Annotated in this window: 13 protein-coding genes; 8 read left to right on the top strand and 5 right to left on the bottom strand. The window is 60.7% G+C overall.

What is annotated here, in order from left to right; genetic code table 11:
• Together AB4X18_RS09285 and AB4X18_RS09280 are read right to left on the bottom strand one after the other, a co-directional pair.
• Positions 1 to 1,095 carry a Hint domain-containing protein gene (locus AB4X18_RS09285; RefSeq protein ID WP_370399814.1) on the bottom strand — a complete coding sequence of 365 codons (1,095 nt, stop codon included), beginning with the start codon at positions 1,093 to 1,095 and terminating at the stop codon, positions 1 to 3.
• 1 nt (position 1,096) lies between these two features.
• Positions 1,097 to 2,680: a Hint domain-containing protein gene (locus AB4X18_RS09280; RefSeq protein ID WP_370399813.1), complete on the bottom strand. Its 1,584-nt coding sequence runs from the start codon at positions 2,678 to 2,680 to the stop codon at positions 1,097 to 1,099.
• 277 nt (positions 2,681 to 2,957) lie between these two features.
• Here AB4X18_RS09280 and dapE point away from each other — a divergent pair, with 277 nt between their 5' ends.
• Genes dapE through rnr form a run of 4 tightly spaced genes read left to right on the top strand, consistent with a single transcriptional unit; the run spans position 2,958 to position 7,375 of the window.
• Positions 2,958 to 4,103: a succinyl-diaminopimelate desuccinylase gene (dapE, locus tag AB4X18_RS09275; protein ID WP_370399812.1), complete on the top strand. Its 1,146-nt coding sequence runs from the start codon at positions 2,958 to 2,960 to the stop codon at positions 4,101 to 4,103.
• Positions 4,100 to 4,516, top strand: a complete 417-nt coding sequence (locus AB4X18_RS09270; protein ID WP_370399811.1) for a GNAT family N-acetyltransferase — start codon at positions 4,100 to 4,102, stop codon at positions 4,514 to 4,516. The genes dapE and AB4X18_RS09270 overlap by 4 nt, the downstream gene beginning before the upstream one ends.
• Positions 4,513 to 5,085 (top strand): TIGR04282 family arsenosugar biosynthesis glycosyltransferase, encoded by a 573-nt coding sequence (locus AB4X18_RS09265; protein WP_432817323.1) that lies wholly within the window; start codon positions 4,513 to 4,515, stop codon positions 5,083 to 5,085. The genes AB4X18_RS09270 and AB4X18_RS09265 overlap by 4 nt, the downstream gene beginning before the upstream one ends.
• Positions 5,086 to 5,116: 31 nt before the next feature.
• Positions 5,117 to 7,375 (top strand): ribonuclease R, encoded by a 2,259-nt coding sequence (gene rnr, locus AB4X18_RS09260; RefSeq protein WP_370399809.1) that lies wholly within the window; start codon positions 5,117 to 5,119, stop codon positions 7,373 to 7,375.
• Here rnr and AB4X18_RS09255 read toward each other — a convergent pair.
• The gene (locus AB4X18_RS09255) at positions 7,344 to 8,069 is read right to left on the bottom strand and encodes a glutathione S-transferase family protein (RefSeq protein ID WP_370399808.1); all 726 of its coding nucleotides are present in this window, start codon (positions 8,067 to 8,069) and stop codon (positions 7,344 to 7,346) included. The genes rnr and AB4X18_RS09255 overlap by 32 nt on opposite strands.
• Before the next feature lie 76 nt (positions 8,070 to 8,145).
• Here AB4X18_RS09255 and AB4X18_RS09250 point away from each other — a divergent pair, with 76 nt between their 5' ends.
• Positions 8,146 to 8,865: a helix-turn-helix transcriptional regulator gene (locus AB4X18_RS09250; protein WP_370399807.1), complete on the top strand. Its 720-nt coding sequence runs from the start codon at positions 8,146 to 8,148 to the stop codon at positions 8,863 to 8,865.
• A 61-nt stretch (positions 8,866 to 8,926) separates the two neighbouring features.
• The gene (locus tag AB4X18_RS09245) at positions 8,927 to 10,186 is read left to right on the top strand and encodes a lytic murein transglycosylase (RefSeq protein ID WP_432817322.1); all 1,260 of its coding nucleotides are present in this window, start codon (positions 8,927 to 8,929) and stop codon (positions 10,184 to 10,186) included.
• Positions 10,187 to 10,243: 57 nt separating this feature from the next.
• Here the strand turns inward: AB4X18_RS09245 and AB4X18_RS09240 are convergent, their stop codons facing one another.
• Both AB4X18_RS09240 and AB4X18_RS09235 read right to left on the bottom strand, forming a co-directional pair.
• Complete coding sequence (locus tag AB4X18_RS09240) at positions 10,244 to 11,641, bottom strand: aspartate aminotransferase family protein (RefSeq protein ID WP_370399806.1); 1,398 nt, start codon at positions 11,639 to 11,641, stop codon at positions 10,244 to 10,246.
• Between the two features lie 79 nt (positions 11,642 to 11,720).
• The gene (locus tag AB4X18_RS09235; RefSeq protein ID WP_370399805.1) at positions 11,721 to 12,413 is read right to left on the bottom strand and encodes a GntR family transcriptional regulator; all 693 of its coding nucleotides are present in this window, start codon (positions 12,411 to 12,413) and stop codon (positions 11,721 to 11,723) included.
• Between the two features lie 147 nt (positions 12,414 to 12,560).
• On the opposite strand from AB4X18_RS09235, the gene AB4X18_RS09230 reads away from it, so the two are divergent.
• Both AB4X18_RS09230 and AB4X18_RS09225 read left to right on the top strand, forming a co-directional pair.
• The gene (locus AB4X18_RS09230; RefSeq protein WP_370399804.1) at positions 12,561 to 13,646 is read left to right on the top strand and encodes a polyamine ABC transporter substrate-binding protein; all 1,086 of its coding nucleotides are present in this window, start codon (positions 12,561 to 12,563) and stop codon (positions 13,644 to 13,646) included.
• Between the two features lie 54 nt (positions 13,647 to 13,700).
• On the top strand, positions 13,701 to 14,852 hold the full coding sequence (locus tag AB4X18_RS09225) for an ABC transporter ATP-binding protein (protein WP_432817321.1): 1,152 nt from the start codon (positions 13,701 to 13,703) through the stop codon (positions 14,850 to 14,852).
• Positions 14,853 to 14,937 lie beyond the last annotated feature (85 nt).

The following is a 14,937-nucleotide window of genomic DNA, read 5'->3' as shown; positions in this document are numbered from 1 at the left end:
TCAGGCGGCGCGGCGGCGCGCCAGATGAATGGCATCATACCAGCGCAGCACATGGTGCGCAGGACGGTCATGTTCCGGCAACAGGGACCGTTCCAGATGGTGCAGAACCGAACTGTTCAGTTTTTGACCATCCCGGCGGATTTGCCCGATATAGAGACTTTCCAGCGCGGTTCCCGCTGCCAGAACCGTGTCATGGTTGGGTAGCAACAACTGGCCATAGGTTATCACCGGCCCGCAAGTTTCTTCCAGCGCGGCAAAGCCATTCACCAGATGTCGCGCAGGGACCAGCACAGCTTCCTGACTGAACAGGTACTCCACCTCTGGCCCGTCAATGATCAGCCGCTGCTCGGGTGAGACGATGATGTCCTGCTGCAACCCGAAATAAGGCGCGCGCAGCCGGATCGGTCTGAAACTGCCGCGCGCAGGCACGGTGCGGCCCACACGGTGCAGCACAGGCACCGTGCCGGTATCGCGGGTCAGCACCGTATCACCTCGGCGCAAATCGCGCAGCGGCTTGTACCCCCACGGCGTCGCAAGTGGCGTGCTCGGCAGCAGCGTCGGCAGCGGCCCCACCGCTTCGATTTGATCCGAAAGCGCGGCAAAGATCATGTCCTGCGCAAAGGTATGATCCCCCCGGCCCAGCATCAGTTCCCGAATGTCCTCCACTGACAAGGGCTGCGGGTTGTCGATATAGACGGAGGTTACGTGATGCTCTTCCGGCTGCTCCAGCGACATCCGCGCCCAGTTCATCTTGCAGTCCCACGAATAGGTGATGCGCGCCACGTCCGTCCGCCCGGCATCTTCGCGCTGGATGGCGGCATGGGTGATCGCATCGCCCTGCACCTGCACCATTGCGATCCCACCGCCGGGAATGGCCTGGAAGGTCAGACTGCGCATCTGCGGATAAGGGGTTTTGTAGGCAAACAGCTTCTGCGGCCGCCCGTCAGGGGACAAGCGCGTCTCGAACAGGATCGTCCCGCGCGTCAACCGGGTGGCCGGATCATCCAGCAGCAGCACTTCATCTTTCTTGTCCGACCCGAGGCCCCGCAACGACATGCGGCGGTTGTCATGATCTGTCAGAGCAAGCCACGTCATATCAAGCCACCTTGCCCGCGCGCAGCAGGTCCGCTTCGTATCGTTTCAGGGTGCGCCGCGCGGCTGGCGAATACCCCGTTCCGGTTTCGGCATCCAATTCCGGGAAGATCGCGCATATTTCGTCCACGACTTCACGCTCAAGGCTTTTGGTTGTCTGCGGACCGGGCAGGAAGCTTTCCGTCTCCAACCCTTCGGAAAATACAACCTGATGCCGGTCAAATAGCAGGTGAACATAGGTCACCTCTCCCCCTTCGCGGCGTCGCACGGACCGGTCGTTCACCAGATCACGCGCCGCCACCAGAACTTCGGCTTCTCCGAACAACAGCTCCGCCATGTTGTCGCGGATCAGGACCCGATGCAGCGGCGATACCAGCAAATCGCGATGGCGGCCGAAAGTGTTCGCGCGGATGTGGATCGGGGCAAAGTCCCCCGTTGCGGCAACCTTCCGTGTCCCGATCCAGCGCAGGGGCTGCGGCCCGTCATCCTGCGTTTGTACCAGATCACCGGGGCGCAGGGTCTCCGCCGCGCGCTCTCCCGTCGGCGTGGCGATCAGCGTGCCCGCCACGAAACATGGCACGCCCGTCGCGTTGACAAAACCGACATCCGTCTCGGTCCCGTCAGTGACGGTATAGGTAAAGTTGAAATCCTCGACATCGCCGTCCCCTGTCACCGTGAAAGTGCCATCGGGGTTCAGCTTGACTGTCTGGCCGGTGGGCAGGGTGATGGTATCCCCCGCGATCACATCCTGCCCATTGATCTGCGTGATGGTCAGCGTACCAGGGCCATTGTTGATGTCGTTCGCCAGAACGTCGATCACCTTGTCGCCATCGGGGAACAGATCGATGTCATCCGAAACGGCAACAAGGTCGGTCTGAACAGAATCCGCCGCAATCAGCACGTTTGAATCGTAGCTTGAATCCGCCACATCCGCGATGGCCACGCGCATGGAGTTCACCACACCGGGATTGACGTTCATGGTCAGCGTCAGCGTGATGGTAAAGCCGTCCATCTCTGTGTTGAAATCGTCGTTCTGATTGTCGACGAACATGTTGATGTTGTTCGTGGTGTTGACGTTACCGGGATCGGTATCGCCGTTGCCCACGTCCATCGGCACCAACGTGCCGTTGATCCAGACACCAAAGAAATCCTGATAGATGGAGTTCTGGAATTCGGGATATTCCTCGGAAGAGAAGATGAATTTCATCGTCATCACGCTGGCATCGGGGATGAAATCGACGTCCAGCGTTGCTGCGTCATAGGTCCGCGCACCCGCCACTGCGTTGTACTGGGAAGAGTTGTTCTGCCCGGAGGTGTTGGTGGAGGTGTTGGTGCTTTGGTTTGCCTGACCACTTGAATTGGTGAAGTCTTCTGCATCGCCCGTTGAAAGGATGATCCCCGTATCGCCGGGTGTCACGCCGGGTGATGTGCTGTCTCCGCCTGAATAGGTTCCGGCACTGTCCCGATCACCGCGAAACGAAGCGCCCGTGACCGTCACGCCGCTCCCGAATATTGTCTGCGCCATATCAAGGGCAGAAGTGCCCTCGCGCACTGTTTCAATTTCAAGCTCTGATGCGGGTACTGGCATGCCTCGTCTCACCTTTTTATCCAAAGGCGGACGGCGCAGCCGAGTTTGGGAACAAGTCCCGTAACGGATAATCAGATGCAGCTATGGCCCTGTTTTCAGGTGCTCATCTCTGCGGTACTGCTGCGAATGCCCTGCCTCGGGTCATTTTTATTGCGGCAAAGTTAACACGGAAGACGGGAAACTGTTAAGCATTTCTTCACGCCAACCCCTTCACACCGCGCTTTTTTCGCCACAAGAAAGGGCACATACGCCGAACCCCACCATGAAGGAGACGTGAATGCCCGGTCTGGACCCTGCTGAACTGACCGCCACACTGGTGCGCTGCCCTTCGGTGACGCCTGTGGATGCGGGCGCTTTGGACGTCTTGCACAAGGTACTTGGCGATGCGGGATTTGAATGTAGCTGGGCGGACCGGGGCGGGATCAGGAACCTCTTTGCGCGCTGGGGCGCCAAGGGCCACGCGCGTAGTTTTGGCTTCAATGGCCACACGGACGTGGTGCCCATCGGAGATGAGGCCGATTGGTCCATGCCACCCTTCGGTGCAGAGGTAAATGACGGCATCATGTACGGGCGCGGCACGACCGACATGAAATCCGGCGTCGCTGCCTTCGCCGCCGCTGCCGTGGATTTCGTCCAGCACACCCCGCCCGATGGGGCGATCATCATTGCCATCACCGGCGACGAAGAAGGCGATGCACAGGACGGCACGCTTGCACTGCTCGACCACATGAAGACCACGGGCGAAAGGATGGACGTCTGTCTGGTGGGGGAGCCGACTTGCCCTGAAAAGATGGGCGACATGATCAAGATCGGGCGGCGCGGATCAATGAATGCCCATGTACGTGTGACCGGAACGCAGGGCCACGCCGCCTATCCCCACCGCGCCAACAACCCGCTGCCTGCGATGCTGCGTTTGATGGACAAGCTGTCCAGTCACACCCTTGATGAAGGCAGCGACCACTTCGATGCCTCCACACTTGCCGTGGTGACGGTGGACACAGGCAATCCCGCGACAAACGTGATCCCCGCCAGCTGCTCTGCCGCACTGAACATCCGTTTCAATGATCACCACTCCGGTGCCAGCCTGTCCGCATGGCTGGAAGATGAAATCGCGCAGGTGCGCGATGCCTTCGGGGTTGAGATTGATCTGAAGATCAAGATCTCCGGTGAAAGTTTCATCACCCCGCCCGGCGCGCTGTCGGATCTGGTGGCCAAGGCGGTGGCACGGGAAACCGGGGTGACACCCGTGCTGTCCACATCGGGCGGCACGTCCGACGCGCGTTTCGTCAAGGCGCATTGCCCGGTTGTGGAATTCGGGCTGGTCGGCCAGTCGATGCATCAGGTGGATGAACATGTGCGCGTCGATCACATCCATCAGCTGAAGGCGATCTATGGCCGCATATTGCACGACTATTTTGCATGAGCGTGGCTGTTGCCCTGACCGATGATCTGGAAACCTGCCTTGCCTTGCGGCGGGTGGTCTTCATCGACGAACAGGACGTGCCGGAGGCGGATGAACTCGACGGGCACGATCCGTCCTGCCTGCATCTGCTGGCCATGGACGGGCAATTGCCCGTGGGCACCCTCCGTATCCTGATCGAAGGGGATCTGGCAAAGATCGGTCGGGTCTGCGTGCTGAAATCGCATCGCGGGAAGGGCCTTGGCAGGACACTGATCCGCGCGGCACTGCAAGCCGCGCATGGCAAGGCATCCAGCGCCAGGCTTGGCGCACAGATCCATGCCCTCGGGTTCTACGAAAAACTGGGGTTCGAGGCGGTCGGACCGGTCTACGACGATGCTGGTATCCCCCACCGCGACATGGTTCGGCCGTTGTGACCCGAACTTTGATCGTCATGCTGAAGGAACCACGTGCAGGACGGGTGAAGACCCGGCTGGGTCGCGACATCGGCATGCCTGCCGCCGCGCGGTGGTTCCGCCACCAGACGCGACAGTTACTGCGGCGTATCGCGGACCCGCGGTGGCAGGTTGTGCTGGCGGTGGCCCCGGACCATGCGGGGCTGCAAAGCCGGGTCTGGCCTGCGCACTTGGCGCGCTTGCCGCAGGGGGACGGCGACCTTGGCGACCGTATGGCGCGGATGCTGAGGGCCACGGCCCCCGGCCCCTCCTGCGTGATCGGCGGCGATATCCCCGGCGTCACACCTGCGCACATCACGCGCGCCTTCAGGGCGCTGGGGGATCACGACGCCGTCTTTGGCCCGGCACCCGATGGCGGCTACTGGTTGATCGGTCTCAAGCATCCGGCGCGACAGCGGCACGGGTTTCTACAGCACGTCCGCTGGTCCACGGAACACGCGCTGGCCGATAGTCGGGCCAGCCTGCCGGGTCAGCGGATTGCCACCGTCGATACCCTGCGCGACGTCGATACAGCTGACGATTTGCCATGACGCGGGCCGGGGTGCGTGCTACCTCCCCCATATGAGCAAAATCCCCACCAAATCCGAAATCCTCGACTGGATCAGCGCGCACCCGACGCAGGCCGCCAAGCGTGATATCGCCAAGGCGTTCGGCATCAAGGGTGCGGCGCGGATCGACCTCAAGCGCGTGTTGAAAGAGCTTGAAGCCGAAGGGCACCTTGAAAAGCGCAAACGCAGCTACCGGGACCCCGACCGCCTGCCGCCGGTGTCCGTGCTGGTGGTGACCGGCCCGGACAGCGACGGTGATCTTTTCGCCAAGCCGATGGAATGGGAAGGCAAAGGGGTGGAGCCTGTTGTTCTGGTCATCCCCCGTGCGTCCGATCCGGCGCTGGGCGAAGGCGACCGCATCCTGGCGCGCCTGACAGAGGTGAGAGACGAAAACCATCATTACGAGGCACGCCTGATCCGGCGCATCGGGACAAACCCGCGCCGGGTGATCGGCATCTTCCGCAAGAAGGCCGAAGGCGGGCGAATCCTGCCGATTGACAAGGGGTCGGACAAGGAATGGGTTGTCGGCAGCGACGCGACCTATGGCGCCAAGGATGGTGAGTTGGTCGAGGCGGAACAGGCTGGACCAAAGGGCCGCATGGGCCTGCCCCGCGCGCGGATCGTGGAAAGGCTGGGCGACCCTTCCGCGCCGAAGGCGGTATCGCTTATCGCCATCCATGAACACGGCATCCCGGATGCCTTTCCAGATGATGTGATCGCCGAAGCCGATGCCGCCAAACCGCTGGGACTTAAAGGACGCGAAGACCTGCGGGACATGCCGTTGATCACCATCGACCCCTCCGACGCGCGGGATCATGACGACGCCTGTTATGCTCATGCCGATGAGGATCCCAAGAACGAAGGCGGTCATGTGATCTGGGTCGCGATCGCGGATGTGGCAGCCTATGTGAAGCCCGGCTCCGCCCTTGATCGAGAGGCGCGGAAGCGCGGCAATTCCACCTATTTCCCGGATCGCGTCGTGCCGATGCTGCCGGATCGTTTATCGGGTGATTTGTGTTCGCTGCACGAAGGGGTGCCGCGCGCCTGTATCGCCGTGCGGATGGTCCTGAACGCCAAGGGTGCCAAGCTGAGCCACAGCTTTCACCGTGGCCTGATGCGGTCACCGGCGTCATTGCATTACGAAGAGGTTCAGGCGGCCATGGATGGCGCGCCCAATGAGCGGACTGAAGGTTTTCTCGAACCGGTTCTCAAGCCGCTCTATGCTGCCTACGAAGCGCTGAAAAAGGCGCGCGCAGAACGCCAGCCGCTTGAGCTTGACCTGCCGGAGCGGCGGATCGAACTGTCCGAGGACGGTACGGTGAAGTCGGTCAATTTCAAGGAACGGCTGGATGCCCACCGCCTGATTGAGGAATTCATGGTGCTGGCCAATGTGGCCGCTGCGGAGACCTTGATTGCCAAGCGGGTGCCACAGCTTTTCCGCATCCACGAGGAACCGACCAAGGAAAAGCTCGACAGTTTGCGCGAAACGGCACAGGCGGCGGGGCTGACACTGGCCAAGGGTCAGGTGCTCAAGACCGCACACCTCAATCGGTTGTTGAATGATGCGGCGGGCACTGAAGATGCGGAACTGATCAACCTGTCGACCCTGCGGTCCATGACGCAAGCCTATTACGGGCCGGAGCATATCGGGCATTTCGGCCTTGCCTTGGCGTCCTACGCGCATTTCACCTCGCCCATCCGGCGCTATTCCGACCTGATCGTGCACCGGGCGCTGATCACGGCACATGGCTGGGGCAAGGACGGGCTGCAGCCGGAGGACATCGACCGCCTTGAACAGATCGGCGCGCATATCTCCGACACCGAACGGCGTTCGATGATGGCCGAACGCGACACCACGGACCGCTATCTTGCATCCTATCTGTCCGAACGGGTTGGCAACAGCTTTACCGGGCGGATCAGCGGCATAGCCCGGTTTGGTGTCTTCGTGAAGCTGGACGAAACAGGCGCGGACGGGTTGCTGCCCATGCGCGCGCTGGGCAATGAATACTTTCATTATGACGGTGACAGCCAGACCCTGATGGGTGCCGACACCGGCATGGTGATCAGCATCGGTCAGCGTGTGACCGTGAAGCTGACGGAGGCGGTGCCGGTGACCGGTGGCCTGTCGCTGGAGCTTTTGGAGATCGACAATCAGAAGGTAGTGCAGGGGCGTGGCTCTCCGGCGGGGCGCAGTGGTCCCCGCCGGAAATCGCACAAGGCAAACCGCAAGAAAGGCGGAGCTAAGCGCAAAGTCTCTCGGGTGCGGCGCTAGGGTTTCCCATCGCATCGGCACAGCGGTCGATGTAGCGACACAGGATTTCATCCTCCGCGATGCGGGTCTTGAGCAATGTCTTGCCGGGTGTGGCGCGCATGTTTGCCAGCATCGCACCAACAGAAGCATCCGCCGCCGTTGGTCGTTCGCCAAACAGGAAGGGTCCGTGCCACAAGCGCGTCGCAATCGCACTGAGGTCATCTTCCAGCCGCGCCAGCCGTTCTTCAGGCGTGAACCGCCCCAACCCCTGCCGATCCATTCCCTGCAGGCAGGCCTTGCGCAGTTTGTTGGTCACGACACTCCGCAACAGCTTCGGAATCGCATTGAAGTATTCATCCCGAATGATGGGCCAGACAGTATCATCGCCCCACCGGTCAAGGACGATGTGGAAGTACATATGCTCCTCTGCCATGCGGATGAACGCGCGGGAGGTGGACTTCTCCATGTCTGAAAGACCTGCGTCGAAGTCAGCGCCTTGCGCTTCGAGGTAGGTGCGGATGTTCTCACTGTCGGGAATGATTTGCCCATCGGCGCGGATGGCGGGGAGCTTTTGTTTGGGCATCTTGCGGGGGTCTGCGATATCCTCGCGTTGCCAGGGCAGGCCGGAGAGGTTCAGAAGCCAGATCGCCTTGACGCAGAACGGGCTGGCGGCGGGCTGGCCAAAGGCGGGGGCAAAGGTGATGAGGGTGATCATGGTGGTTCCTTTCAGGTATGCCCATGGGTAGCACGCAATGCTGTCAATTACTGTCAGCATTGGGTATGTGCGATACATGACCCGCACGCACCGCCTGTTTCAGATGATGACCACCCTCCGCCAATTGCCCGCACCAGTGCGCGCGATGCAATTGGCGGATGCGCTGCAAATCTCGCTGCGCACCGTGTACCGCGATATCGAGGCACTGCGCGGGTTGGGAGCGGTGATCGATGGGGAAGCCGGGTTTGGCTACACCCTGATCGAAGATGCGGCCCTGCCGCCGCTGGGGTTCAAGGACGACGAACTGGAAGCATTGGTTCTGGGCCTGCGCGACGTTACGATGATCGGTGACCCCGCGCTGGCAAAGGCGGCAGAGAGTGCGCTGGCAAAGATCACCGCCCGCGTCCCGCCCCGGCAGGCACACCGTCTGCAACATGCCATTCTTGATGCGCGGCGGTTCTTTCGGCCTGATCCACCACGGATCGATGTGGCCGCGTTGCGCGCCGCAACATGGGCCGAGGAAACGGTGGCTTTCGCCTATACCGACGCGAAAGGGGCGCAAACCCACAGGAAGGTCGATCCGCTGGGGATCGTCTATATGCAGGAGACAAACATGCTGATGTCATGGTGTCACTTGCGGCAGGACTTTCGCGCATTTCGTTTGGACCGGATGGATGACCTGCATCTGACCGGAGACAGTTTCCGCCCCCGCCGCGTGCCGATGCTGCGCGACTACACCGCGCGGCTGCGCGAAGATGCGCTGGCACGGGCAAAAGACCGCCCGCCCGACGCATGATCCCTTTCCCGGCGACACTTTCGGGTCTACGCTTGGCCCAAAACGAGCAGGGTGACGCAGTATGAAACAGGTTCTTTTGAGTGTTCTGGGCATTTTACTGTTGAATGTGCCTGAAGCTTGGGCTGTCGGTCCGGATGCGTCCGCCCGTCCCCCGATGCGGGTGGTGCTTGCCACCGCGCAGGTCGACGACGGCGCCGCCACAGGGTTCCAACAATGGATTGCCGATTTCCGTCCGCGCGCCTTGCAACAGGGGATCACCAGACAGACCTTTGACGCTGCCATGCGGGGTCTTCGCTATGATGCGGAGATCATCCGCCGTGACCGAAACCAGTCCGAATTCACCAAGACCATCTGGGATTACCTCGATACTGCGGCGTCCGATCTGCGCATTAGCAATGGCAAGGCGGCCTTGGCAAAATGGGAAGGCACCCTGACCCGGATCGAGGCGCAATATGGCGTCGAAAAGGAAGTGGTCACCGCGATCTGGGGGCTGGAAAGCGCCTATGGCACCTTTAGAGGCGGCACGCAGGTGATCAATGCATTGGCAACGCTGGCCTATGACGCCCGACGGGCCGCGTTCTTTGAGGGGGAACTGCTTGATGCGCTGCGCATCCTGCAAAGCGGCGATACAACCCCTGACCGGATGCTGGGCAGTTGGGCCGGGGCGATGGGGCACACACAGTTCATGCCATCCTCTTTTCAGCGGTATGCCGTCGACCATACCGGCGACGGCAAACGAGATATCTGGGGCGAGGACCCTACAGATGCGCTTGCTTCCACGGCGGCCTACCTGAAGCATTTCGGCTGGACCCAAGGGCAACCCTGGGGGGTCGAGGTACAATTGCCTGAAGGGTTTGATTATCTGCAGGCGCGCCGTGACCTTTTGAAATCCCCTGCGGAATGGGCGGCGCTGGGGGTGCTGGACCCTCAAGGCAATACCGTACCGGATCATGGACAGGCGGCGATCCTGATGCCGGGTGGGGCGCATGGCGCAGCGTTCATGATCTTCGATAATTTCGAAGTGCTTGAACGGTACAATACCGCTGATGCCTATGTGATTGGCGTCGGACATCTGAGCGACAGGATCGGTGGAGCGGGCCCCATCAAAGGGGCGTGGCCGCGTGATGATCGGGCGCTGAGTTTCGAGGAGCGAATAGAATTGCAGGAGCGCCTGACCGCCGCCGGGTTCGATACCGAGAAGATCGACGCCAAGATCGGCCCGCTGACGATCAATGCCGTGCGGCGGTTCCAGCAGGCGCAGGGTATCGTGCCCGATGGGTACGCTTCACTACGGCTGTTGGAGCGGTTGCGGGCCTTGTGACCTGAGATTTCGTGCCTCCGGCGGGGTTTTTTGAACCATTTGGAAGAGGCAGGAGGCTCAGGACGCGGCCTTGAGCATGTCCTTGTCCTTGAGATCCTTGTAGGTTGCGTCGAGGGCTTTTTTCGCACGGTTGGCGAAAACCTCGATCTCTTCGGGGGTGATCACGAGGGGCGGCGAGATGATCATCCGGTCGCCCACATGCCGCATCACCAGGTTGTTGGCAAAGCAGTGTTCCCGGCACATGTAGCCGACGGTTCCTGCGTCGCCTGCGAATTTGGCGCGACTTTCCTTGTGGGGGGTCAGCGGCAGGGAAGCCATCATGCCGGATATGTTCACAGTCCCGACCAGCGGATGATCCGCCAGCCCGTCGAGGGCGGATTTCAGGGCGGGGGCAGCAACCTCGCGCACGTGGGTGAGGATATCTTCCTCCTGCATGATGCGGAGGTTCTCCTGGGCCACGGCGGCGCATACCGGGTGGCCGGAGTAGGTGTAGCCATGGTTGAATTCGCAGGCGTTGATGACTGCGGCGATGTCGTCACTGACGATGGAACCGCCGATGGGTGCATAGCCCGAGCTGAGCCCTTTCGCGATGGTCATGATATCGGGCGTGATGCCCATGGTTTCAGAGCCGAACCAATTGCCGGTGCGACCGAACCCGCAGATCACCTCATCCGCGATCAGCAGCACGTCGTATTTCGTGCAGATGCGCTGGATTTCGGGCCAGTAGGTGCTGGGCGGGATAATGACGCCGCCAGCGCCCTGCACCGGTTCGCCAATGAAAGCCGCGACGTTTTCCGCGCCGAGTTCGAGAATTTTCGCCTCGAGTTCCTGTGCCCGGGCGAGACCAAAGGCGTCGGGGGTGTGATCCCCGCCTTCGGCCCACCAGTCGGGCTGGCCGATGTGGTGGATGCCAGGGATGGGCATACCGCCCTGTGCGTGCATGTAGGCCATTCCGCCCAGCGACCCCGATCCGACGGAGGACCCGTGATAGGCGTTCTTGCGACTGATCACGTGGCTTTTTTCCGGCTGGCCCTTTTCGGCCCAATAGGTGCGGACCATGCGCAGGTTGGTGTCGTTCGCTTCCGACCCCGATCCGGCGAAAAACACGTGGTTCAGGTGGGTCGGGGCCAGATCGGCAAGCGATTTGGCCAGCGCGATGCCCGGCACATGGGTCGTCTGAAAGAAGGTGTTGTAATAGGGCAGTTCGGACATCTGGCGTTGCGCCACCTCCCCCATCTCGGGACGGCCATAGCCCAGGTTCACGCACCAGAGGCCCGCCATGGCATCGAGGATCTCGTTGCCTTCGCTGTCGGTCAGGAAGACGCCCTTTGCACGGGTGATCACTCGCGCACCCTTCGCGGCCAATTCGTCGCCGGTGGTGAAGGGATGCATGTGGTGGGCCGCATCAAGTGCCTGAAGTTCGGCAGTGGGCAGATGGTTGGTGATCGAAGCCATGACAAAGCGCCTTCCGGGTGGGGAAACTCTGCGCGTCAGAATATGATCAAATTATTCGAAGTCAATCGAATCGGAGCAGTCAGGCGCTTTCATCCAGTGCGGACGCAATTTGATGCATGCCCTGCGCGACATCTTCGGCCATTGCCTGGGCCGCTGCATCGGCATCCCGAGACTGCAGCGCATCAAGCAGCGCCTTATGCTTGTCGGGCAGGTTGCTGGTGCCGAAGCGGCCGCATACCACGCGGAGCGAAGGCCCGAAGCGGAGCCATAGCCGGTCGACGGTTTCGGCCATGATCGGCGCGTTTGCCTCTTCGTAGATCATCGTGTGGAAGCGGTAGTTATGCATCAGATATCCACCCACATCGCCGGTGCTGATCGCATGATTGAGGTCTTCATCACAAGTTGTGAGGGCGGCTAGAAAGTCTCTGTTGGCGCGCAAAACTGCACGGCGGGTCAGTTCCGGTTCCAGTGTTTTACGCATGAAACCAAGCTCTTCCACGCCATCGGCATCCAGTTCCGGCACGCTGACACGGCGATTGCCCTGGTGGGTCAGGGCCCCTTGTGCGATCAGGCGGCGCAGCGCCTCGCGCACGGGGGTCATGCCTGCATCGAGTTCCTCTGTCAGGCCCTGGATGGTGACGGGCTGGCCGGGGGCGAGATCACCGAACAGGATCTTGCGGCGCAATTGCTGATAGACCCGCTGATGGGCCGGTGTCTTGACCGGTAACGGGTCCGCTACCGGAGTGGGCGAAGACACCAAGTCAGATTTCATAGGACCTTGCCTCTTATTTGCGCAGTCAGCGGTTGCTTGCGTGCTGGGGTGACCCGTGAAAGCATAAGACATCTTGCCGCAGGAGGCAAAATTTGATCAAATCATGAGAACGGCGGGAGCAACCTGCCGAATCTATGGGAGTAGAACATGACATACAGAGTGATGTGCAGTCTTGCTGTTAGCGCGCTTTTGGCGACAGCCGCAACTGCCGACGAAGTGCGGGTCTACAATTGGTCCGACTATATCGACGAAAGTCTGCTGGAGAAGTTCGAAGAAGAAACCGGTATTGAACTGATCTATGACGTTTTTGACAGCAACGAGGTTCTGGAAACCAAGCTGCTTGCAGGCGGATCCGGATATGACGTGGTGGTGCCATCGGGTACATTCCTGCAACGTCAGATCACCGCAGGTGCCTTTCAGAAACTTGATGCGTCGCAATTGCCCAACAGGGAAAATCTGTGGGATGTGATCGAGGATCGTCTGAAGAAGTATGACCCCGAAGCGGCCTATGCCGTGAATTACATGTGGGGGACCACGGGGATCGGTGTGAACATCAACAAGGTCAAGGAAGTGCTGGGCGACGACGCGCCGGTTGAATCGCTTGCGCTGATCTTTGAGCCTTCGAACATGGAGAAACTGGCGAGCTGCGGTGTGCATCTGCTGGACGCCCCCGCCGAAGTGATCCCGGCCGCGCTTGCCTACATGGGGGAAGACCCCGACAGCCAGGACCCCGAAGTCATCAAGACGGTGGAACCGATGCTGACCGCAATCGCGCCACATGTGCTGAAGTTCCACAGCTCCGAATATATCAACGCCTTGGCAAACGGCGACATTTGCGTGGCTTTCGGTTGGTCCGGCGACATCCTGCAAGCCCGCGACCGTGCCGCTGAAGCGGACAACGGTGTGGAAATCGAATATTATGCGCCCAAGGAAGGTGCGCTGATGTGGTTCGACAACCTGGCCATTCCGGTTGACGCGCCAAACCCTGAAGCTGCGCACAAGTTCATCAACTTCATCATGGACGCGCAGAACATGGCGACGGCGTCGAACTACGTCTATTACGCCAACGGCAACCTTGCGTCGCAGGAATTCCTTGAAGAAGACGTGATCGGCGACACGGCGATCTATCCGGATGCTGCAACGCTGGAAAACCTTTATACCACTTCGCCCTATGGCCCCAAAGTGCAGCGGACCGTGACGCGGATGTGGACCAAGATCAAATCAGGGACCTGACCTGCACCTGACGCCAAACCGGGCGGGGCCGCGATTGGCCCCGTCCAGACTGCCATGATTGCGCAAGGATCGCCGCACGTGAGCCAGAACGTTTTCGCCCCATGGGACGACCCTGACGCCAAACCGCTGATCCGGTTCCAGAACGTCACCAAACGCTACGGCGAATTCATTGCCATCGACGATCTGACCCTCGACATATTCGAACAGGAATTCTTTGCGCTGCTGGGTCCGTCGGGATGCGGCAAGACCACGATGATGCGAATGCTGGCGGGATTTGAAAGCATCACGGATGGCCGGATCGAACTTTCCGGTCAGGACATCGGCCCGGTGCCGCCCAACAAGCGCGCAGTCAACATGATGTTCCAGTCCTACGCGCTGTTTCCCCATCTGACGGTCTGGGACAACATCGCCTTTGGGCTGCGCCGCGACAGGCAATCCAAGGCGCAGGTTGATGCGCGCGTGGATGAGATGCTGAAGCTCACCCGGTTGGAGAAATTTGCCCGTCGCAAACCGCATCAGATTTCCGGGGGGCAGCGACAGCGGGTGGCGTTGGCCCGGTCTTTGGCGAAGGCGCCCAAGTTGCTGCTTCTCGATGAACCGCTGGGCGCGCTTGACAAGAAGCTGCGGCAGGACACGCAGTTTGAACTGATGGACATTCAGGAAACCACCGGGACCACGTTCGTGATCGTGACGCACGATCAGGAAGAGGCGATGACCGTCGCCAGCCGCGTCGCGGTGATGGACGAGGGGCGGCTGATACAGGTGGCCACGCCTGCCGCGATTTATGAATACCCCAATTCGGTCTACGTGGCCGATTTCATTGGCGATGTGAACATCATCGAAGGCACCGCCAAGCCCAATGGTCAGGATCTCTACCAGATCAACTGGAGCGATGATCGCGCGCCCATCAATGCGGCTTCGGAAGCGACCCATGCTGCGGGCCAGACGTTGCATCTGGCCATTCGACCTGAAAAGATCGCCATCACTGCCAAGAAACCATCCGGTGCGGTCAATGCGATGCAGGGCAAGGTGCTGGACATCGCCTATCTCGGCAATCTCAGCACCTATCACGTTGAGCTGCCCAATGGTCAGATCATCAAGGCCCAGACCGCCAATACCAAGCGACTGGCCCGCCGCGACATCACGTGGGAAGATGCGGTATGGGTAAGCTGGAGCCCGACCGCTGGCGTGTTGCTGGAGCAGTGAGGATGCGTTCGGTACTCTCACACCCACAGCCGATGATGCGCCCGGCCCCCTTTCGTCCTTTCAAAAATACCTCTGTACGGTCCGT

This window comes from Sulfitobacter rhodophyticola (assembly GCF_041281685.2).
Classification (GTDB): Bacteria; Pseudomonadota; Alphaproteobacteria; order Rhodobacterales; family Rhodobacteraceae; genus Sulfitobacter.
The sequence above is the reverse complement of the archived record's forward strand: the minus strand, read 5'-3'. Positions and strand labels throughout refer to the sequence as shown.